General features: G+C 64.6%; 17 protein-coding genes. 5 read left to right on the plus strand and 12 right to left on the minus strand.

Going from position 1 to position 21,838, the window contains the following annotated elements; translation table 11 throughout:
* Positions 1-80 precede the first annotated feature (80 nt).
* From ACEN98_RS06870 to ACEN98_RS06880, 3 genes are all read right to left on the minus strand, one after another.
* Positions 81-1,406, minus strand: coding sequence for an ISNCY family transposase (locus ACEN98_RS06870; RefSeq protein ID WP_413382907.1), 1,326 nt, complete (start codon positions 1,404-1,406; stop codon positions 81-83).
* Between the two features lie 105 nt (positions 1,407-1,511).
* Entirely contained in the window at positions 1,512-2,324 is an 813-nt protein-coding gene (gene lgt / locus ACEN98_RS06875) for a prolipoprotein diacylglyceryl transferase (RefSeq protein WP_413382909.1), read from the minus strand.
* Positions 2,325-2,326: 2 nt separating this feature from the next.
* Complete coding sequence (locus ACEN98_RS06880) at positions 2,327-3,214, minus strand: LysR family transcriptional regulator (RefSeq protein WP_413382911.1); 888 nt, start codon at positions 3,212-3,214, stop codon at positions 2,327-2,329.
* A 116-nt stretch (positions 3,215-3,330) separates the two neighbouring features.
* Here ACEN98_RS06880 and ilvD point away from each other — a divergent pair, with 116 nt between their 5' ends.
* Positions 3,331-5,004 (plus strand): dihydroxy-acid dehydratase, encoded by a 1,674-nt coding sequence (gene ilvD / locus ACEN98_RS06885; RefSeq protein WP_413382913.1) that lies wholly within the window; start codon positions 3,331-3,333, stop codon positions 5,002-5,004.
* A 226-nt stretch (positions 5,005-5,230) separates the two neighbouring features.
* Here ilvD and ACEN98_RS06890 read toward each other — a convergent pair whose 3' ends face one another.
* A complete protein-coding gene (locus ACEN98_RS06890) occupies positions 5,231-5,455 on the minus strand; it encodes a TIGR04438 family Trp-rich protein (RefSeq protein ID WP_413340530.1) in 225 nt (74 codons plus the stop codon).
* A gap of 175 nt (positions 5,456-5,630) precedes the next feature.
* Here ACEN98_RS06890 and ACEN98_RS06895 point away from each other — a divergent pair, with 175 nt between their 5' ends.
* A complete protein-coding gene (locus ACEN98_RS06895) occupies positions 5,631-5,945 on the plus strand; it encodes a c-type cytochrome (RefSeq protein ID WP_259449906.1) in 315 nt (104 codons plus the stop codon).
* A gap of 106 nt (positions 5,946-6,051) precedes the next feature.
* Here the strand turns inward: ACEN98_RS06895 and ACEN98_RS06900 are convergent, their stop codons facing one another.
* The 6 genes from ACEN98_RS06900 to folD all read right to left on the minus strand — a co-directional run bounded on the left by ACEN98_RS06900 (position 6,052) and on the right by folD (position 11,837).
* Positions 6,052-7,188 (minus strand): branched-chain amino acid ABC transporter substrate-binding protein, encoded by a 1,137-nt coding sequence (locus tag ACEN98_RS06900; RefSeq protein ID WP_413340526.1) that lies wholly within the window; start codon positions 7,186-7,188, stop codon positions 6,052-6,054.
* A 91-nt stretch (positions 7,189-7,279) separates the two neighbouring features.
* Positions 7,280-7,663, minus strand: coding sequence for a hypothetical protein (locus tag ACEN98_RS06905; protein ID WP_413382915.1), 384 nt, complete (start codon positions 7,661-7,663; stop codon positions 7,280-7,282).
* On the minus strand, positions 7,660-8,085 hold the full coding sequence (locus ACEN98_RS06910) for a DNA polymerase III subunit chi (RefSeq protein ID WP_413385957.1): 426 nt from the start codon (positions 8,083-8,085) through the stop codon (positions 7,660-7,662). The genes ACEN98_RS06905 and ACEN98_RS06910 overlap by 4 nt, the downstream gene beginning before the upstream one ends.
* Positions 8,086-8,099: 14 nt before the next feature.
* Positions 8,100-8,726, minus strand: coding sequence for a DUF4124 domain-containing protein (locus ACEN98_RS06915; RefSeq protein WP_413382917.1), 627 nt, complete (start codon positions 8,724-8,726; stop codon positions 8,100-8,102).
* Between the two features lie 5 nt (positions 8,727-8,731).
* Positions 8,732-10,834, minus strand: a complete 2,103-nt coding sequence (locus ACEN98_RS06920) for a M3 family metallopeptidase (RefSeq protein ID WP_413382919.1) — start codon at positions 10,832-10,834, stop codon at positions 8,732-8,734.
* 145 nt (positions 10,835-10,979) lie between these two features.
* Positions 10,980-11,837, minus strand: coding sequence for a bifunctional methylenetetrahydrofolate dehydrogenase/methenyltetrahydrofolate cyclohydrolase FolD (gene folD, locus ACEN98_RS06925; protein ID WP_413382921.1), 858 nt, complete (start codon positions 11,835-11,837; stop codon positions 10,980-10,982).
* A 295-nt stretch (positions 11,838-12,132) separates the two neighbouring features.
* Between folD and aceE the strand changes: the two genes are divergently transcribed.
* The 3 genes from aceE (at position 12,133) to lpdA (ending at position 18,122) form a co-directional block, all read left to right on the plus strand.
* Positions 12,133-14,829 carry a pyruvate dehydrogenase (acetyl-transferring), homodimeric type gene (gene aceE / locus ACEN98_RS06930; protein WP_413382923.1) on the plus strand — a complete coding sequence of 899 codons (2,697 nt, stop codon included), beginning with the start codon at positions 12,133-12,135 and terminating at the stop codon, positions 14,827-14,829.
* A 140-nt stretch (positions 14,830-14,969) separates the two neighbouring features.
* A complete protein-coding gene (gene aceF / locus ACEN98_RS06935) occupies positions 14,970-16,295 on the plus strand; it encodes a dihydrolipoyllysine-residue acetyltransferase (RefSeq protein WP_413382925.1) in 1,326 nt (441 codons plus the stop codon).
* A gap of 9 nt (positions 16,296-16,304) precedes the next feature.
* Positions 16,305-18,122, plus strand: coding sequence for a dihydrolipoyl dehydrogenase (gene lpdA / locus ACEN98_RS06940; protein ID WP_413382927.1), 1,818 nt, complete (start codon positions 16,305-16,307; stop codon positions 18,120-18,122).
* Between the two features lie 51 nt (positions 18,123-18,173).
* Here the strand turns inward: lpdA and ACEN98_RS06945 are convergent, their stop codons facing one another.
* Both ACEN98_RS06945 and ACEN98_RS06950 read right to left on the minus strand, forming a co-directional pair.
* Entirely contained in the window at positions 18,174-19,211 is a 1,038-nt protein-coding gene (locus ACEN98_RS06945; RefSeq protein ID WP_413382929.1) for a S41 family peptidase, read from the minus strand.
* Between the two features lie 234 nt (positions 19,212-19,445).
* Positions 19,446-21,824, minus strand: coding sequence for an alginate lyase family protein (locus tag ACEN98_RS06950; protein ID WP_413382931.1), 2,379 nt, complete (start codon positions 21,822-21,824; stop codon positions 19,446-19,448).
* Positions 21,825-21,838 lie beyond the last annotated feature (14 nt).

The following is a 21,838-nucleotide window of genomic DNA, read 5'->3' on the forward strand; positions in this document are numbered from 1 at the left end:
GATCGGAGTCGTAGGGTGTGTAAAGGCAAAGTTAAAATGTCCGCTTTCAGCAAAGTAGAAATGTCCGCTTTTTGGGGCGTTCAAATGCGCTTTTGAGCGGACATTTTCTTTGCCGCCGTCACACCCTGTGCGATGACGGTAGCAGGTTGGTCATGGCGGTAGTTACGATTGCGCGCCTTCTTGTCGAGGGTGTGATGAATAGTTTTGCTATCGACATAAGTCACGTTGGCCCGGTCAGGCTGCTCGATAGCGGTGTATGCGAGTACGTGACTGTCTGCCCGAATCTCAACTCGGCCATCGGCATACGTATGGATATTGATGGACTGCCCGATCAGCTGACGTAACGCTGGCTTGTCTTCGAGGCGATAGAGCCGCTTGCCATGCTGCAGGGTGAGTTTGGCAGTGAGCTTACGGTGGTCGCACAGTGACAGAATCAGCGCCAGATCCTCGTCGGGACGCAGTGGCGCATGGACGTCGAGCGAGCTGCGCGGAACCCGGGAGAAGGTCGCGTTGTAACGTTGAATGAAGTCGCCACTCCAGACGTTGGCGGCTTCGATGTCACTGATGCCGTCCAATCGCAGGGCCTTGACCAGCCGGTCTTGCAAAGTACGGTTGAGACGTTCCACGCGGCCTTTGGCTTGCGGGGAATTCGCACAGATCAGTTCGATGCCGAGTTCGTCGAGCGCACGCTGGAACTGGGTCTTCGTACGACTCGTTGCCGACGGCGAGCGGAACACCGCTGCTCGGTCAGCATAGAAGGCTTGCGGCTTGCCATGCTGTTCGATGTATCGCCGAGTGGCCGCGAAATAGCTGGCGGTCGTTTCAGTCTCCGCGAAGTGCAGATGCAGGATCTTTCCCGTCGCGTCGTCGACATAAACCAGCAAGGTACAAGCGTTGTCGCGCTTTTCAAACCAGTGATGACGGCTACCGTCTATCTGGACCAACTCGCCGACGCAAGGCCGTCGTTCCCGCGGCTGGTACAAGCGTGCACTTCGGGCCGCTTTCGGAATCCATAAGCCGGCCTCAATCATCAAGTTGCGTAAAGTTTCCTTCGATAGGCACAAGTCGTGCCGCTCCCGCAACTGCTCGCACGCCAGCGTCGGCCCAAAATCGGCATAGCGCTCGCGCACCAGCTGCAATGCCTTTTGCGCCAACTCGGGCGCAAGCCGATTATTGCTCGGCTTGCCCCTGTGCCTGGAGATCATTCCACGTTCGCCGTCTTCGTCAAATCGCTTTTGCAGCCGTCGAACCTGCCGCGTCGTGATTCCCAACCGCTTCGCTGCAATGACCGCCGTGATCTCACCTTTGGCACAAGCCGCGATGATATCGGCGCGCTCCAACTCTTCCATCGTAATGCTCCCGACTTTGCCCACACTCGACTCCAAACCGTTCGGAATCGACAGCATGAACTATCTAGCAAAAGCGGACATTTCTACTTTGCTAGAAGCGGACATTACAACTTTGCTCTTACAGGGTGGGCACCCCGTGCCCACGCGGACGTTCGCAGATGGTCAGGCGTGCACGGCCCGCTTGTTCGCACCGGAATACGCCCACCCCAACATAATGAGCCCCGCCACGATCATCGGCAGCGACAACACCTGCCCCGACGTGATCGGCAACCCCATCACATGCGTCTCCCAATCGGGCACGCGGAAATACTCCGTGAAGAAACGCGCGCAGCCATACAGCAGCGTGTAGAGCGCACCGACGGCGAGGCGCGGCCGCGGCTTGCGCGCGAACAGCCACATGATCACGAAGACGAGGATGCCGTCGACGAGCATCTGGTACAGCGGCGATGGATGGCGCAGCCCTTCCACGCCCGGCCACAGCATCGCCCACGGCAGGTTCGGATCGGCCAGGCGACCCGGCAGCTCCGCGTTGATGAAATTACCGAGACGGCCGCACGCATAGCCGATGGGGACCATGGGCGCGATGAAATCGTACACGTCGAGCAGGTTGCGGCCGCGCTTCCTGGCCCACAGCGCCATCGCGATCAGCACGCCGAGGAAGCCGCCGTGGTACGACATGCCGCCGTGCCACGTCATGAAGATCTCGGCCGGGTGCGAGAAATAATAGTCCGGGCGGTAGAACAGCACTTCGCCGAGGCGTCCGCCGATCACCACGCCCAGCATCCCGTAGAACAGCATGTCGTCGAGGTCGGTGTTGGTCCAGCCCTGCGCCTGCACGTGGGCCTGCGTCTTGATGCGGACGCGGCCGAGCAGGATGAACAGGGCGAAGGCGACCACGTACATGATCCCGTACCAGTGGATGTCGACGGGGCCGATGCTGAAGGCGACCGGGTTCGGTTGCGGGTGAACGAGCATAATTAAATTGTCCTCAGTAGTTCCAGGAAGCCCTTGAGCACCGGCGAAGGATTATCGCGGCGCCATGCGATGCCGGTCTCGACCAGCGGGGTCGGGTCGGCGAGGGCACGGTATTCTACGCCCGGCCGCATCAGGTTCGACACGGATTGTGGCACAAGTGCCAACCCCATGCCTGCGGAGACCAGACTCACGATCGTTTGCATCTGGATCGCCTGCTGGCCGATGGCCGGCGTGATGCCGGCTTCACGGAAGCAGGACAGGATCGCGTCGTGCAGCGCGGGCGAGATCTCGCGCGGAAAAATAATCAATGGCAGGGCGGGCAGGTGGCGCAGCGCGACCGGCCCCTTCTTGCGCAGCAGTCCCGCGGGCGCGCACAGGATCAGCGGCTCGTCCAGCACCTTCATGTAATCGAGCTCGGCGCGTGCGCGGTCGGGCAGCGGGGGGATCAGGAGGCCGGCGTCGATGCGGCCGCGCAGCAGTTCGTCCACCTGCACATCCGATGTCGCTTCCTGCAACGACAGCTGCACGCCCGGATAGCGTTCGCTGTAGCGGCGCAGGAACGGCGGCAGCACGCTGTAGTCGGCCGAGGTGATGAACGCGAGCGCCAGCCGGCCCGCTGCCCCGCTGGCAGCGCGCCGCGCCAGTTCGGGCAGCAGGGCGGCCTCGTTCAGGATGCGGCGGGCTTCGGGCAGCAGGGCGCTCCCGGCCGGCGTCAGCGCGACCGTGCGGCGGTTGCGCAGGAACAGCGCGGTGCCGAGGCCGTCCTCCAGCGCGGCGATCGCCTGCGACAGCGGCGGCTGCGTCATGTGCAGGCGCGCGGCGGCGCGGCCGAAGTGCAGTTCCTCGGCCACGGTGACGAAGTAGCGCAGCAGGCGCGTTTCGATGTTCATCGTATGGGGGGCGTGTCTGTGATTCGCGCAGCATATCAGAAGCACGCGTGACCGCCCATTTGACGCGAGCCGGTCCGCGCGGCATGCTGGGAAAATCGTCCCATCAGGAGCCGACCATGCCTTACAACCGCCGTTCCCGCCACGTGACCGAAGGCGTCGCCCGCAGCCCGAACCGCTCGATGTATTACGCGATGGGCTATCGCAAGGAGGATTTCGACAAGCCGATGATCGGCGTCGCCAACGGCCATTCCACGATCACGCCCTGCAACTCGGGCCTGCAGAAACTGGCCGACGTGGCCATCGCGACCATCCGCGATGCCGGTGCGAATCCGCAGGTGTTCGGCACTCCCACCATTTCCGACGGCATGTCGATGGGGACGGAGGGCATGAAGTTCTCGCTGATTTCGCGCGAGGTGATCGCCGACTGCATCGAGACGTGCGTCAACGGCCAGTGGATGGACGGCGTCGTCGTGATCGGCGGCTGCGACAAGAACATGCCGGGCGGGATGATCGCGCTGGCGCGCACGAACGTCCCCGGCATCTACGTGTACGGCGGCACGATCAGGCCGGGGCACTGGAAGGGCAAGGACCTGACGATCGTGTCGGCGTTCGAGGCCGTCGGCGAATTCACGGCGGGGCGCATGAGCCAGGAGGATTTCGACGGCATCGAGCGCAATGCCTGCCCGTCGTCCGGGTCGTGCGGCGGCATGTACACGGCGAACACGATGTCGTCGTCGTTCGAGGCACTCGGGATGTCGCTGCTGTACTCGTCGACGATGGCCAATCCGGACGACGAGAAGGTGGGATCGGCGGCGGAGTCGGCGCGCGTGCTCGTGGAAGCCGTCAAGCGCGACCTGAAGCCGCGCGACATCATCACGAGACGATCGATCGAGAACGCGGTGGCGGTGATCATGGCGACCGGCGGCTCGACGAACGCCGTGCTGCACTACCTCGCCATCGCGCACGCGGCCGAGGTGGAATGGACGATCGACGATTTCGAGAGAGTGCGCCGCAAGGTGCCCGTGATCTGCAACCTGAAGCCGTCGGGCGAATACGTCGCGACGGACCTGCACCAGGCGGGCGGCATCCCGCAGGTGATGAAGCTGCTGCTGGACGCGGGCCTGCTGCACGGCGATTGCATCACCATCACGGGCCGCACGCTGGCGGAGGAACTGGCGAACGTGCCGTCCGTGCCGCCGGCAGGGCAGGACGTCATCCGTCCGCTGGACCGGGCGTTGTACAGCGAAGGGCACCTGGCGATCCTGAAGGGGAATCTGTCGCCGGAAGGCTGCGTGGCCAAGATCACGGGCCTGAAGAATCCCGTGATCACGGGGCCGGCGCGCGTGTTCGACGACGAGTACAGTGCGATGGACACGATCCTCGCGAACAAGATCAACCCGGGCGACGTGCTCGTGCTGCGCTACCTGGGCCCGCGCGGCGGCCCCGGCATGCCGGAGATGCTGGCGCCGACCGCGGCGCTGATCGGCAAGGGACTCGGCGAATCCGTCGGGCTGGTCACGGACGGTCGCTTTTCCGGCGGGACGTGGGGCATGGTCGTGGGCCATGTGGCGCCGGAAGCGTTCGAGGGCGGCACGATCGCGCTCGTGCAGGAAGGGGATTCGATCACGATCGACGCGCACCGGCAGCTGATCCAGCTGAACGTGCCGGACGACGAGATCGCCCGCCGGCGCGCGGCGTGGGTGCGGCCGGCGCCGCGTTATACGCGTGGGGTGCTGGCCAAGTTTGCGGCGCTTGCGCAGCCGGCGAGCAAGGGGGCGGTGACCTGCTGAGCATCCGAAGTCGGAGCGCGTTGAGCCGTCGTCCCCGCGTAGGCGGGGACTCAATTTCTCATGAGCTGGCGATACGCGTGCAACTTGGGCCCCCGCCTTCGCGGGGGCGACGTTGACATGTTCGTATGCATTGACACGTTCGTACGTTCATACGCTCGGAGAACATGTCATATACGCCACATGGCCTGTTCGCCAACAAAGCACGCGTGTTAAGCTGCCGGGCGCCTTATTTGCGCTTGCCGAAGCTCTGCTTGACGCGCTCCTTGCGCCGCTTTTCGTCGAGGTCGTGGGCCTTGCGCTTGTCGAGGCCCAGCATCTTTTCGATGAACTCGAACCAGATGAAACCGGCGACCATCAGGCCGACGATCCACCACCAGGACAGTTCGGCGAAGCGCCAGACCTCGAAATAGCGCAGGACGACGAGGACGAGGATCAGCAGGATCAGGGGCATAACGGAATTCCTTTCGAGCGGCCATGTTACAACAGTGCTGCTGATAAGCAACGGAATACTGCCATCTGGTCAACGACAATCTGTATCATCCGTTACCAGGTATGTCCAAGCCGCTATGCGCTGGGAAACACGATAGAATTCGAATTAAAGAAATGCCCCCAACTGGAGAGAGTCGATGAAACGTACCATGATGTTGTTCGCTGCAGTCTCTGCCCTGGCTTCGACCGGCGCCTTCGCGCAAGACGCGGCCGCCCTGGCGAAGGCCAAGAATTGCATGGCTTGCCACTCCGTGCAAACCAAGCTGGTCGGCCCGGCCTACAAGGACGTCGCCGCCAAATACGCAGGCCAGAAAGATGCCGAAGGCAAGCTGGTTGCCAAGGTCCTGAAGGGTGGTTCGGGTGTCTGGGGTCCGGTCCCGATGCCGGCCAACCCGCAGGTCAGCGAAGCGGAAGCGCACACGCTGGTCAAGTGGGTCCTGGCGCAGAAATAATTCGCGGCAGGGTGGGCTCACCGAGCCCACGCGTGACGTTCGCGTCATGTTGGCTAAAAGCGCGCCATGTTTTGCAGGCGCGCTTTTTTATTGCGAGGAAAACGAACTAGCGGATGACGTCCAGTTTGGTCCGCTTGCCGCCCTTGTAGGTGAACAGGGTCAGCGCGCCATCCTTGATGTCGCCGTTCGCATCGAACTGGATCGTCCCGGTCACGCCCTCGTACTTGATGTTCTTGAGGACCGGCAGGTATTTGGCGGGATCGGCCGATTTCGCGTTCTGCATCGCCGTCGCCATCACCATCACGGAATCGTAGACGTACGGCGCGTACAGCTGCACGTCCATGTTGAACTTCTTCTTGTAGCGCGCGCGGAAGTCTTCCATGACTTTTTCCTGCGGACCTTTCACGCCGCCCGCTTCCGCGCAATAGACCTTGCCTTCGCCGAGGCCGTCGCCGGCCAGGCGGCCCAGCGCGTCCGTGCACATGCCGTCGCCGCCCATGAACACGGCCGTGATGCCGAGCGCCTTCATCTGCTTGAGCATTGGGCCCGCGACGGAATCCATGCCGCCGAAGAAGATCAGGTCCGGCTTCTTGGCCTTGATCGACGTGAGGATCGCCGTGTAGTCGGTGGCCGTGGCGCTCGTGAATTCGCGGCCGACGACCTTGATGCCCGGTTTTTTCAGGCCCTTCGCGAACTCGTCCGCGACGCCCTGGCCGTACGTCGTGCGGTCGTCGATGATGGCGATGTTCTTTGCGTGCAGCGTGTCGATCGCGTACTTGCTCAGCGTGCTGCCCAGCTTGGCGTCGCTGGCGACGACGCGGAATGCGCCCGGGAAGTGCTGGCGCGTGTAGACGGGGGCCGTCGTGGCGGGCGAGATCTGCACGATGCCGGCGTCGTTGTAGATTTTCGACGCGGGCACGGTGGTGCCGGAATTCAGGTGGCCGATCACGCCGTTGACTTTCGCATCGACGAGCTTCTGCGCCACCGCCGTGCCCTGCTTGGGATCGGCGCCGTCGTCTTCGGAGATCAGTTGCAGTGTGACCTTCTGGCCGTTCAGCGTGACGCCCTTCGCGTTGAGCTCGTCGATCGCCATGCGTGCGGCGTTCTCGTTGTCCTTGCCGAGGTGGGCGCTGGGGCCGGAGATCGGCGCCACGTGGCCGATCTTGACCACTTGCTGCGCGCTCGCCGTGCCCGCGAAGGCGAGGGCGATGGCGAAGGGAATGAGTTTCGTAGTGACCTGCATGTTCTCTCCAGGAAGAATGTTATGTGCGCCGAGCAAAGTTACTCTAATTTACGCTGCGCGCAAAGCGTTCTAATGGCGAGAGCGATAGCGTTCAGTCGCGCGAGCGCAGGTGCGTGAGTTCCTGCGCGACGGCGCGCGCGACGACCTGCTCGACCGTCACCTGCAGACCGTCGCGCAATTCCGTCGCGAGCCGCGTCACCACGTGGTCCAGCACGGGCGCCATGCTGCTGCGGACCTGGTCTTCCAGCACCAGTTCGACGCGGTCCTGCAACCGGTCGAGCACGCGCGCGACGAGGCGTTCCTCGAGGGCGCGCCAGGCGTCGTCGTCGAGCTCGCGCCGGGTGGGCTGCTCCGGTTCCGGCTGTGCTTCCACGGCCGGTGCCGCCGCGCTTTCGGGCACGACCTCGGGCACGACCTCGGCCACGACCTCGGTGAGGACGGGGATGCTTTCGTCGTTGAAGGGAATATCGCTCATGATTGCCCCGCCACGAAGTGGGTCAACGGATAGGACTGCTTCTTGTAGGCGACGTAGCGCGCGCGGCCGGCGGCGGCGTCTTCCTCGTCCGTCGAGATGATTTCGAACACGCGCGCGAACTGCTCGAAGCCGGCCGGCGTGCGGCGCGTCAGGTTCACGAGCATGTCGCGGTGCGGCAGCTCGACGCGTTCGTCGGCGGTGACGATCACCGGCGTCTCCGACGCGAGGGGATCGCCCGCCATCACGTGCGGGATGAAGTCGGTGCCGGACAGCGTCCACAGCGCCTCGTTCAGGGCTTCCGCCTGCGCGGGGCTGTCGGCCAGCAGGACGAGCTTCGCGCGCGCCGCGTACGCCTTGCGCGCGAGGCGGCAGACGTAGCTGAGCTTGTCGGGGATGTTGGTGTGGAAGTCGATCCGGGTCATGGGAGTCGGAGTCATCAGAACTGGAAATCCGGTGGCGTTTTCTTCGGCTGCGGCTGCTGGCGCGGTTGTTGCCGTTCCGCCTGCGCGGCGGCGGCATCGGGCGCCTTCGCCTCCGGCAATCGTGGCGGAGGCGAAGGCAGGTTCGCCGGCGCGGCTGCTTCGGCGCTCCCGGTCTGGTAACCCGGCGGCAGCATCGTCTTGCGTGGATACGACGCCGCATCGAGCGCGTCGTTCCACGCGCCTGCCGCGAAGCCCGTCACCTGGCGGGTGCCGACGGCGAGCAGCGGCAGCTCGTCCTTGCCACCGGCGCGCTGCAGCTGCTCGCGGTCTTGCGCCGTGTTCACGGTCTTTTCCGCGAACGGGATGCCGCGCGCGCGCAGCAGGGCGCGGCCCTGGTCGCAGGCGTCGCAGCCGGCCGTCGTGTACAGGGTCACCGGATGGAGCCGAACGGCGCGCGCCAGCTCGTACGGCAGCGACGGACTCGTTACCGGTTGGCTGTCCGGACGCAGCACCTGGGCCGCTACTTTCGGTGGAGGCGTATCGCTGTAATGCGTGACGCCGGCCGCATCCTTCCACTTGTACGTCTGGCCCTGCGCGGCGGCAGTGGCGGCGACGAGTGCGAATGCGGCGGCGGCACGCATGTGACTCAGGCCTGCATCCCGTTGTGGCGCAGCAGCGCGTCGATCTTCGGTTCGCGGCCGCGGAAGGCCTTGAACGATTCGAGCGCCGGGCGCGAGCCGCCCACGGCCAGGATCTCGCGGTGGAAGCGCTTGCCCGTCTCGTCGAGCAGCGAACCGCCGCCCGCTTCGACGGCTTCCTCGAACGCGGCATACGCGTCCGCCGACAGCACCTCGGCCCACTTGTAGCTGTAATAGCCGGCCGCGTAACCGCCCGCGAAGATGTGGCCGAACGAATGCTGGAAGCGGTTGAACGACGGCGGGATCAGCACGGCGAACCTGGTGCGTACCTCGTCGACCAGTTCCTGCACGGTCTTCTGGCTGGTCGGGTCGAAGTCGTAGTGCAGGTGCATGTCGATCAGCGAGAACTCGACCTGGCGCAGCGTCTGCATGCCGGACTGGAAGTTCTTCGCCGCGAGCATCTTGTCGTACAGCGCGCGCGGCAGCGGCTCGCCCGTCTTCACGTGCGCCGTCATGCCTTGCAGGACGTCCCACTCCCAGCAGAAGTTTTCCATGAACTGCGACGGCAGCTCGACGGCATCCCATTCCACGCCCGAGATGCCGGACACCGACAGCTCGTCGACTTCCGTCAGCATGTGGTGCAGGCCGTGGCCGAATTCGTGGAACAGCGTCGTCACTTCATCGTGCGTGAACAGCGACGGCTGCAGCTTGCCGTCGACCTCCGCCGGCGGCGTGAAGTTGCAGGTCAGGTACGCGATCGGCGTCTGCACGATGCCGCCCGTGGTGAGCCTGCGCCCGCGCGCGTCGTCCATCCACGCGCCCTGGCCTTTGCCCGGACGCGCGTACAGGTCGAGGTAGAACTGGCCGATGAGTTGACCGTTCTTCTCGATGCGGAAGAAACGCACGTCTGGATGCCAGACCGGCGCGTCGTCCGGAGAAATCGTCACGTCGAACAGCTTCGAGATCAGGCCGAACAGGCCGGCGACGACCTTCGGCTCCGGGAAGTATTCCTTCACTTCCTGCGCGGAGAACGCGTAGCGCTTCTCGCGCAGCTTTTCCGACGCATAGGTCACGTCCCACGCCTGCATGTCGGCGATGCCCAGTTCGTCCTTCGCGAACGCGCGCAGCTCGGCCAGGTCCTTCTCGGCGTATGGACGGGCGCGGCGGGCGAGGTCTTCCAGGAACTCGATCACGTGTTCCGGCGTCTCGGCCATCTTCGGTTCGAGCGAGACGTGGGCGAAGCTCTGGAAGTCGAGCAGCTTCGCCTCCTCGTCGCGCAGTTTCAGCAGCTGGGCGATGTTGCCCGTGTTGTCCCACTTTTCCAGCTCGGAGAACACGGCGCCCATCTCGGATGCCTTGGTGGCGTTGGCGCGGTAGATCTGTTCGCGCAGCTCGCGCTTGTCGGCGAATTGCAGGATCGGGAAGTAGGACGGGAAGTGCAGGCTGAATTGCCAGCCGGTCTTGCCGTCGCGCTCCGCCGCGGCGCGCGCGGCCGCCTTGACGTCGTCCGGCAGGCCGGACAGGTCGGCTTCGTCGGCGACGAGCAGTTTGTAGTCGTTGGTCGCGTCCAGCACGTTTTCCGAGAAGCGCGTGGACAGTTTCGCCTGCTCTTCCTGGATCTCGGCGAAGCGTTCCTTCTGTTTCTCCGGCAACTCGGCGCCGCCCAGGCGGAAGTCGCGCAGGGCGTTCTCGACGATGCGCTTGCGGGCCGGCGCCAGGTTCGCGAAGTCGGCGCTCGCGCGCAGCTGCTTGTATTTGTCGAACAGCGCCTCGTTCTGGCCCAGCTCCGTCCAGAACTCGGTGATCTTCGGCTGGTTCTCGTTGTAGGTGGCACGCAGCTCGGGCGTGTCCATCACGTGGTTCAGGTGGTTGACCACGCCCCAGGCACGGCCCAGGCGTTCCGTCGCTTCCTCGAGCGGGACGACGAAATTGTCCCACGTGACCGCGCCTTGCGCGGGTGCTTCGGCCTGGGCCACGGCGGTGCGTGCTTCGGCGATCAGTTGCTCGATCGCCGGCGTCACATGCTCGGGACGGATCAGGTCGAATCGCGGCAGGCCCGAAAAATCGAGAAGGGGATTCGCGAGGAGGGGATTGGTCGTTTCGGTCGTCATGTCAGAGTCCTTATATTCAATCTCACCGCCATCTTACTACCTGGGCCTACCGTGCGTTACGCCGACGCATACGTCGCGTGGGCACAGGTGCCCACCCTACGATGGTTGCCGGTTGGGTGGGCTCCCCGAGCCCACGCGGACGCATTCAGCCGCGTTTCGCGACGCGTTCGGCCGACTCCAGCGTATTCATGAGCAGCATGGTGATGGTCATCGGACCCACGCCACCCGGCACCGGCGTGACGTGGCCGGCGACTTCCTTGACGCTGTCGAAGTCGACGTCGCCGCACAGCTTGCCTTCGTCGTTGCGGTTGATGCCCACGTCGATGACGATGGCGCCCGGCTTGACCATGTCGCCCGTCAGCGTGTTGCGGCGGCCGACGGCGGCCACGACGACGTCCGCCTGGCGGGTGTGGTAGCCCAGGTCCGGCGTACCGCTATGGCAGATGGTGACGGTGGCATTCTGTTGCAAGAGCAGCAGCGCCATCGGCTTGCCGACCGTGTTGCTGCGGCCGATCACGACGGCATGCTTGCCGCGCAGGTTCACGCCGGTCGTCTCGATCAGCTTCATGCAGCCGTACGGGGTGCACGGGCGGAAGCCTTCCAGGCCGGCCATCAGTTCGCCGGCGGACAGCACGGAATAGCCGTCCACGTCCTTGCTGGTGGCGATGGCTTCGATGACTTTCGTTGCGTCGATGTGCTTCGGCAGCGGCATCTGCACGAGGATGCCGTGGATGGCCGGATCCGCGTTCAGGGCGGCGATGCGGTCGAGCAGGGCCTGCTCGGAGAAATCGGCCTCGTACTTTTCCAGCACGGAGTGGAAGCCCACGTCGCCGCAGGCCTTGACCTTGTTGCGCACGTAGACGTGGCTCGCCGGATCGTCGCCGACGATGATCACGGCCAGGCCGGGCTGGTGGCCGGCAGCGGTGAGGGCGGCGGTGCGGACGGCGATGTCGGCGCGCAGTTGTTGGGAAAGTTTGACTCCATCGATCAATTGGGCGGTCATGGCGGGGGCTCGTGTGCTGGACAAAAACGAAATTATAAGCGCCCACGAGGGTATCGCGCGCCGCCCGGAGGCGTTCGTTGTCATATTTATCGACGTGCCTGTGTCGGGCGGAACCCATATTTCATGCGTCCGACATGGCTTTCATCTCACATTATGAAATTGAATATCATATTTTGAAAATTGAGTGTTCCACTGGTAGAATCGACACGCTTTATTCAAGGGATAGTCTTTTCGCCACCAAACGTCCGGGATAAACGGGATCGGGTGGGGCACCACACTCAAGGAGACGTAGCAAATGTCAGCTCAACTCGACCAGTTGACGGCACAAGCCGCCAACGACCCGGACACGCTCGAGACCAAGGAATGGCTCGACGCGCTTGAAGCGGTCATCGAATTCGAAGGTACCGATCGCGCGCACTACCTGCTGGAGCGCCTGGTCGATCTGGCGCGCCGCCGCGGCGCCCACGTTCCGTTCTCGAGCAACACCGCCTACGTGAACACGATTCCGGCCCACCTGGAAGCGCACTGCCCCGGCAACCTGGAATACGAAGAGCGCCTGCGCTCGTGGATGCGCTGGAACGCCATGGCGATGGTCGTCAAGGCCAACCGCCTCGACGGCGACCTCGGTGGCCACATCTCGTCGTTCGCCTCGCTGGCCAACATGCTGGGCATCGGCTTCAACCACTTCTGGCACGCCGAGACCGAAGACCACGGCGGCGACCTGCTGTACATCCAGGGCCACTCGTCGCCGGGCATCTACGCCCGCGCCTTCCTGGAAGGCCGCCTCTCCGAAGAGCAACTGCTGAACTTCCGCCAGGAAGTCGACGGCAAGGGCCTGTCGTCGTACCCGCACCCGAAACTGATGCCGGACTTCTGGCAGTTCCCGACCGTGTCGATGGGCCTGGGCCCGATCATGGCGATCTACCAGGCACGCTTCCTGAAGTACCTGGAAGCCCGCGGCATCGCCAAGACCGACAACCGCAAGGTCTGGGTCTTCTGCGGCGATGGCGAGATGGACGAGCCGGAATCGATGGGCGCGATCGGCATGGCCGCGCGCGAAAAGCTCGACAACCTCGTCATGGTCGTCAACTGCAACCTGCAGCGCCTGGACGGCCCGGTGCGCGGCAACGGCAAGATCATCCAGGAACTGGAAGCGGACTTCCGCGGCGCCGGCTGGAACGTCGTCAAGGTCATCTGGGGCCCGGGCTGGGACGCCCTGCTGGCCAAGGACAAGGACGGCATCCTGCAGCGCGTGATGATGGAAACCGTCGACGGCGAATACCAGAACTACAAGGCGAAAGACGGCGCGTACGTGCGCAAGCACTTCTTCGGCAAGCACCCCGAGCTGCTGAAGATGGTCGCGAACATGACCGACGACGACATCTGGCGCCTGACCCGCGGCGGCCACGATCCGCACAAGATCTACGCGGCCTTCAAGAACGCCCAGGAAAACAAGGGCACCCCGACCGTGCTGCTCGTGAAGACCGTCAAGGGCTTCGGCATGGGCAAGTCGGGCGAGGCGCGCAACACGGCGCACCAGACCAAGAAACTGGACGACGAAGCCATCCGCGAAATGCGCGACCGCTTCGCCATCCCGATCCCGGACGACAAGCTGGCCGACATCCCGTTCTTCAAGCCGTCCGACGACGCGCCTGAAATGAAATACCTGCACGAGCGCCGCAAGGCCCTCGGCGGCTACCTGCCGCAGCGCCGCCAGCAGGCCGACGAGAAGCTGCCGGTCCCGCCGCTGTCGAGCTTCAAGGCCGTCACCGACCCGACCGCCGCCGGCCGCGAGATCTCGACGACGCAAGCCTATGTGCGTACGCTGACCGCGCTGCTGAAGGATCCGGCCATCGGCCAGCGCATCGTCCCGATCCTCGTCGACGAATCGCGTACGTTCGGCATGGAAGGCCTGTTCCGCCAGATCGGTATCTTCAACCAGCAGGGCCAGTTGTACGAGCCGGTCGACAAGGACCAGGTGATGTACTACCGCGAAGACAAGGCGGGCCAGATCCTGCAAGAGGGTATCAACGAAGCGGGCGGCATGTGCTCGTGGATCGCCGCGGCGACGTCGTACTCGACGAACAACCGCGTGATGATCCCGTTCTACACGTACTACTCGATGTTCGGCCTGCAGCGCGTGGGCGACCTGGCCTGGCTGGCCGGCGACATCCGTGCCCGCGGCTTCCTGATGGCCGGTACCGCCGGCCGCACGACGCTGAACGGCGAAGGCCTGCAGCACGAAGATGGTCACAGCCACATCTTCGCGGCGACCATCCCGACCTGCGTCCCGTACGACCCGACCTACGCGCACGAAGTGGCGGTGATCATCCAGAACGGCCTGCACCGCATGGTGGAGAAGCAGGAGGATGTGTTCTACTACATCACCATCATGAACGAGAACTACGAGCAGCCGGGCCTGAAGCCGGGTACGGAAGAGGGCATCATCAAGGGCATGTACCTGCTGCAGGAAGGCGATAAAGACGCCAAGCAGCGCGTGCAGCTGATGGGCTCCGGCACCATCCTGCGCGAGTCCGTGTTCGCCGCCGAACTGCTGAAGAACGACTGGGGCGTCGCCGCCGACGTGTGGTCGTGCCCGTCGCTGACGCTGCTGGCCCGCGACGGCCAGGACGCCGACCGCTGGAACCTGACGCACCCGCTCGATGCGCCGCGCGTGCCGTACGTGACCCAGCTGCTGCAGGGTTCCGAAGGCCCGATCGTCGCGACGACCGACTACATGCGCCTGTTCGCCGAGCAGATCCGCGCGTACATCCCGAGCGGCCGCACGTACAAGGTCCTGGGCACCGACGGCTTCGGCCGCTCGGACAGCCGCGCCAAGCTGCGCGAGTTCTTCGAGGTGAACCGTTACTACATCACGGTCGCCGCGCTGAAGTCGCTGGCCGAAGAAGGCAAGATCGACGCGAAGGTGGTGGCGGACGCGATCGCCAAGTACGGCATCGATCCGAACAAGCCGAATCCTGTGACCCAGTAATGCTCTGGCGCGTACGCGCTAAAGTACGTCGTCCCCGCGCAGGCGGGGACCCAATTTCCGATGGTCCGCCACGAAATTGGGCCCCTGCCTTCGCAGGGGCGACGGATGAGCTAACGATAAGAATACGGAGCTAACACACTATGAGCATTGTGGAAGTCAAAGTCCCCGACATCGGTGACTTCAAGGAAGTCGAAATCATCGAGCTGATGGTCAAGCCGGGCGACACGATCAAGGTCGACCAGTCGTTGATCACGGTCGAATCGGACAAGGCCAGCATGGAGATCCCGTCGAGCCATGCGGGCGTCGTGAAGGAGATGAAGGTCAAGGTCGGCGACAAGGTCGGCGAAGGTTCGCTCGTGCTGCTGCTCGAGGAAGCCGCGGGCGGCGCGGAAGCTGCTCCGGCCCCGGCACCTGCCGCCGCACCGGCACCGGCGCCTGCTGCCGCCGCACCGGCTCCGGCTCCGGCACCTGCCGCCGCGCCGGCACCGGCACCGGCCGCCGCACCGGCCGCCGCCTCCGCCGCGCCTGCCGCGAGCTTCGCCTCGGCCCACGCCTCGCCGTCCGTGCGCAAGTTTGCGCGCGAACTGGGCGTCGACCTGAACAAGGTGAAGGGTTCCGGTCCGAAGGGCCGCATCACCCAGGAAGACGTGCAGGGCTTCGTCAAGTCGGCACTGGCCGCAGGCCCGACGGCCGCGCCGGCCGCAGCCGGCGGTGGCGCAGGCCTGAACCTGCTGCCGTGGCCGTCGCTGGACTTCTCCAAGTTCGGCGAGACCGAAGCGCAGCCGCTGTCGCGCATCAAGAAGATCTCCGGCCCGAACCTGCACCGCAACTGGGTCATGATCCCGCACGTGACGCAGTTCGAAGAAGCCGACGTCACCGACCTGGAAGACCTGCGCGTCGAATCGAATGCCGCGTATGCCAAGGCCAAGTCGCCGGTCAAGCTGACCATGCTGGCGTTCGTGATCAAGGCCTCCGTCGCCGCGCTGAAGAAGTTCCCGAACTTTAACGCGTCGCTGGACGAAGCCAACGGCCAGCTGATCCTCAAGAAGTACTACAACATCGGCTTCGCGGCCGACACGCCGAACGGCCTCGTCGTCCCGGTCATCAAGGACGCCGACAAGAAGTCCGTGTCGCAGATCGCCACCGAGATGGGCGAGCTGTCCGCACAGGCGCGCGAAGGCAAGCTGTCGCCGGCGAACATGCAGGGCGCGACCTTCACGATCTCGTCGCTGGGTGGCCTGGGCGGTACCGCGTTCACCCCGATCATCAACGCGCCGGAAGTCGCGATCCTGGGCCTGTCCAAGTCCTCGATGAAGCCGGTGTGGGATGGCAAAGCTTTCCAGCCGCGCCTGATGCTGCCGCTGTCGCTGTCGTTCGATCACCGCGTGATCGACGGCGCCGCCGGCGCCCGCTTCACGACCTACCTGGCCGACGTCCTGGCCGACCTGCGCAAGACGCTGCTGTAAGGAGAGCCCATGAGCACCGTTGAAGTCAAAGTCCCGAATATCGGCGATTTCAAGGAAGTCGAAATCATCGAGCTGATGGTCAAGCCCGGCGACACCATCAAGGTCGACCAGTCGCTGGTCACTGTCGAATCGGACAAGGCCAGCATGGAGATCCCGTCGACCCACGCCGGCGTCGTGCAGGAACTGAAGGTCAAGGTCGGCGACAAGGTGAGCGAAGGCTCGCTGCTGCTGACCGTCGACGATGCCGGCGCGGGCGCAGCTGCTGCACCCGCCGCAGCCCCGGCACCCGCCGCGGCCGAGCAGGCACCGGCCAACAAGCCGGCCGATTCGTATGCTCCAGCCCACCCGACCCCGTCGGCACCGGCAGCCCCCATTCCGAACGCGGCCAGCTACACCGGCCCGGTCGACGTCGAATGCGAGATGATGGTGCTGGGCGCCGGCCCCGGCGGCTACTCGGCCGCCTTCCGCTCGGCCGACCTGGGCATGAACACCGTCCTCGTCGAGAAGTACGCGACGCTGGGCGGCGTGTGCCTGAACGTGGGCTGCATCCCGTCCAAGGCGCTGCTGCACGTGGCGCACATCATGGACGAGACGGCGCACATGGCCGATCTCGGCGTGTCGTTCGCCAAGCCGGACGTCGACATCGACAAGCTGCGCGCGTACAAGGACAAAGTCATCAAGACGATGACGGGCGGCCTGGCCGGCATGGCCAAGGCGCGCAAGGTCAACGTCGTCCAGGGCGTGGGTAAATTCCTGAGCCCGAACCACATCGAAGTGACGGCTGCCGACGGCGCGAAGAAGGTCGTCGCGTTCCAGAAGGCGATCATCGCGGCCGGTTCGGCTGTGGTAAAACTGCCGTTCGTGCCGGAAGATCCGCGCATCGTCGACTCCACCGGCGCGCTGGAACTGCGCCAGGTGCCGAAGCGCATGCTCGTCATCGGCGGCGGCATCATCGGCCTGGAAATGGCGACCGTGTACTCGACGCTGGGTGCGCGCATCGACGTCGTCGAGATGATGGATGGCCTGATGCAGGGTGCGGACCGCGAGGCCGTCAAGGTCTGGCAGAAGTTCAACGCATCCCGCTTCGACAACATCATGTTGAAGACCAAGACCGTCGGCGTGGAAGCGCTGCCGGAAGGGATCAAGGTCACGTTCGAAGCCGCCGAGGCGGGCCAGCCGGCACCGGAAGCGCAGGTCTACGACCTCGTGCTGGTGGCCGTGGGCCGCAGCCCGAACGGCAAGAAGATCGGCGCGGAAGCGGCCGGTGTGGCGGTCACCGACCGCGGCTTCATCCCGGTCGACGGCCAGATGCGCACGAACGTCCCGCACATCTTCGCCATCGGCGACCTGGTGGGCCAGCCGATGCTGGCACACAAGGCCGTGCATGAAGCCCACGTCGCCGCGGAAGCCGCGCACGGCGAGAAGGCCTACTTCGATGCGAAGGTGATCCCGTCGGTCGCGTACACCGATCCGGAAGTGGCATGGGTCGGCCTGACGGAAGACGAAGCGAAAGCCAAGGGCATCAAGGTCGAGAAGGGCCACTTCCCGTGGGCCGCATCGGGCCGCGCCGTCGCCAACGGCCGCTCGGAAGGCTTCACGAAGCTGCTGTTCGACGCCGAGACTCACCGCATCATCGGCGGCACGATCGTCGGCACGAGCGCCGGCGACATGATCGGCGAAGTCGCGCTGGCCATCGAGATGGGCGCGGACGGCGTGGACATCGGCAAGACGATCCATCCGCACCCGACCCTCGGCGAGTCGATCGGCATGGCGGCGGAGGCCTACGAAGGCGTCTGCACCGACCTGCCGCCGCCGCGCAAGCGTTGATGTAAGCGTTGTACGTCGTAAAGGAACCGGGGCCGTGTGCCCCGGTTTTTTTTACGGTCGATTTGTTCCGTCAAGCCGGCGTTGCAGCATGTCCTTTGCCACGGCAAGCGCGTTGTCCGGCGTCGCCGCGACATCCGGTGCGACGCCCACGCCTTCCCAGTTGGTGTGGGTAATGGGACTGATGGTGCGCGCACTGGGTATCGCGGCGAAAAAATGGTCGCCGAGGCGGAAGGGACGTGTCGGGTGGGCGCCGCCCCAGGTCCGTTCGCCGATCAGCGTGGCGCGTTTCAGCGCCTGCATCGTGTAGGCGAAGTCTTCGCCGGCCGACATCGTGCCGGGACCCGTCAGGATCAGGACCGGCTTCTTGCCGCCATAGCGCTTGCCGTCCAGCTGATCGACCGACCAATGCTGCGTGGCGACCCCGGTATCGCGGTCCCAGATGTCGTTGAGGCGCGTACGCTCGTCGACGAAATAGCTGACCAGTAGAGCCACCCCGTCCGGTGTGCCGCCGTGGTTGTTGCGCAGGTCGATGATCAGACCATCGGTATCGGCGAGCTTGTCCATCGCAGCCGCATATCTTGGGGCCACGAGGAAAGGCGGCGGGAAGCCGGAAAGGTCGAGGTAGCCGATCCTGGGGCTCAGGCGATCGACTTTTTCCACGCCGAGGCTGGACGCGAGGATACGCTGGCGCACATCAGGGGGCGCGATCCGCTCCCACTCGGCCAGCGTCGTGGGGCGCGGCCCGACTTCACGGTCGGGCGGCACCAGCCCAGGGTCGAATCCCACGAACAAATGCTTGTCATGAAGGACCTCGGCAAGGTCGGCCGTGAGCTGTTTTGCCAGTTGTTCGCCATCCGTGATCCCATCGTACTTGCCCTCGCGCTGGCGCTGCTGCAGGACCGTCCCGACCTGCCTGGCCTTGTCGGGAAAGACGTAGTGATCGTTCAGCTTTGCCACGAGCGCATCGATCGCTTGCACGCGCATCGCCCTGTCGACGGCAACCTTGGGCGGCGGCTCGGGCGTGGCGGCATGGGCGCCGAGCGTGGTCAGCAGCAGGAAGCACGGTACGACGATCCATCTCTTTTTCATCATTTTTCCTTTGGCAGGGAGTAGGAAACGATTTATTCACGGTATCAGCAATAAAGCGAAATCAGAGTAGCATAAAAACTACAACAGAATGGTAATATCTTTGACAAGTAATCAGCCTGCATATTGACTTGCACTACCGGGCGATCGGCGAAAGCGACCGCATGACGCTCAAGTTCGTGAAGCCATGAAAAACCGGGGCACGCGTGCCCCGGTTTTTTTACGCCGGTCGAATCGTTACGGCTTGGCCGCGTACAGTCCGATTTCGGACAGCGTCGTAAAGGTGCTGTCGCCGTTATTGGAAGTGATGTTGAGCCGGTACCAGCGATAGGCGCCCGGGCTCGCGATCGTGTAGCTCTTCTGCTGGATGCGGGAGGCGAACGCCTGCCCGCTCTGCGTGTCGAGCGTCGTCCAGTTCACGCCGTCGTTGGAACCCTGGAACTGCCAGTCCTTCGGATCGCGCGGCACCAGGTCGGTGGAGCTGATGACCGTGTAGCGCTGGACCGTCTCCGTGTGGCCGAGGTCATACTGCAGCCAACCCATCACGCCCTTGTAGAACCAGTACGACCCCGAGTTCTGGTCGAAGACGTACTTCGCGTTGCCCGGGTTGTTCGCACTGTCGTTGGGCGTGCCCCCGGTGGCGACGTTCGCCAGCGGATGCACGGGCGTGACGCTGTCCTCCGGAGAATTGGCGCTCGTGCCGGCCGCGTTCGTCGCCGTGACGGTGTAGTAGTAGGTCGTGCCGTTGGTCACCGACGTGTCGATGTAGCTGCCGCCCGTGACGTTGGCCGCGATGGTCGTGTAGGGGCCGCCGCTGGACGTGGCGCGCAGCACCGCGTAGCCGGTGGCGCCGGACGACTGCTGCCAGCGCAGCGGGACGGCGCCGTCGCCCGGCTCGGCCAGCAGCGTGGCGGGCGCTTGGGGAATGGCGGCGGGCGCGCCGCCGTCGCCGCCCGTGATTTGCACGTTGCTGAAGGTGGAGGTATTCAGCGTGCCGTTGGCAACCGAGGCGACCACCAGGCCGGCATAGATCGTGTCCGGCAGCGGGCCGTCGATGCGGCCGACGTCGGTGGCGGCCCAGTTGGTCCCGTCGGGAGACAAGTAACCCGTGATCATGTTGCCGATGCGCTCGAGCTTCACCCAGTAAGAGGCGGTGGAGCTTGCAATGGGGAGCACCTTGTTTCCGTAGTTATTGCCGCCGTAAACAGCGAGATTCTGCATGTTCTGTTCGGCCTGGATCCGGTTGGTAATGGCCATCCAGGCGCGCGGCGCACCCTTCGCAAGGCTCGTGCGCATCATGACGCCGGCTTTCGCGGACGGGCTGGTGTTCTGGAGCGACTCCACTTTCGCGATGATGGCGCCGTCTCCGGTGAGCGCCTGGTACGCGAAGTGGCAGCTATCGTTCCCGCCCCAGATCTCGGCGCCTCCCCCTTTCACGGTCCATTTGCCGTCGGCGTAGGTGGCCGAGCCGGCCGGGGCGGCCCCCCCGATGTCCGCGTCGGCAAAGCCCGAGGTGATCGAGCTGGTGGCGGGAATGGACAACGCCGGCGGGGGCGTCGCCGTCGACGTGTCGACGTCCTTCAGGAACACGAAGCTGCCGCTGTCCACCGGCATCCACTGGCGCCGCTGCGCGATGAACGGTGCCTGCATGCCCTTGCGGTTGACGTAGGCGTTGTAAATCTGGTTGAGCACGATGTTCCCGCCTCCCCAGCCGTTCCACCCGCGGTTCGTGTTGTCGGCGGTGTAGTAGGCGTCGGTGGTGCCGAACGGGAGGAAGGGGGTGGGCTCGAGCTCGTTCACCCGCGCGAAATATTCGCCGGCCGCCAGCAGGCGGTTGTCGAAATCGGAATAGACGTCGATGCCTTGCTTCCACAGCGCCTCGGCGAGCATGACCAGCGATTTCAGCTGTCCGTGGGCATGCCCCTGGTCGCGCAGGGAGTCGCCGAGCATGCCGATGTCGTTGGAACTGCGCAGGCCGATGTGGGCGAGCGTGCGGGTCTGGGCGACGACCCGGTCCAGGAGCTCGGTGTCGTCGTTGAAGATGGCCATCAGACCGAGCGCGTTCAGGGCCAGCGCGCCCTTGTTGGCGGCGCCGAACATGTTCTCGCCATACGGATTCGATGCCGGAATCAGGACATTGGCGAAATATGCCTTGACCGTGGCCGTGTCGGCCTCCGTCCAGTCCGGCCAGGTGCCGCGCAGGATATCCGCGCCGCCCACGAACATGTAGGCATAATCGCCCAGGTCGAGCATCGATTCGCGGCCCGCGAACCCGGTCTGGACGGTCGCCCACTGCATCAGGATGTCGTGTGCCTTCTTCGCGTAGTCCTTGTTGCCGGTGAAATACCACATCCGCGACAGGTTCCAGATCGCGACCATGTCGTTGCGCCATGGCCAGAGATTCACGTCGGGGGCGCGGCTCACGGTCGCGTACGGACCCGCCATGACGTAGGTGAGCCTGGCCTTGCCGTCGTTCGCCAGCTGGTCGTAGGCGGACTTCCACGGCTGCCTGCCTTGGGCGACGTATGACTTGAGCGTCATGAGATCGGCGGCGGTGAGGGGCGTGCCCGGGTGCGTGAAACCGGTGACCTGCGCCACGCCGTCACCCGGGAGCATGGCGGTGCTCAACA

The organism is Massilia sp. CT11-137, from assembly GCF_047302885.1.
In the GTDB taxonomy this organism is placed as follows: Bacteria; Pseudomonadota; Gammaproteobacteria; order Burkholderiales; family Burkholderiaceae_D; genus Telluria; species Telluria orientalis.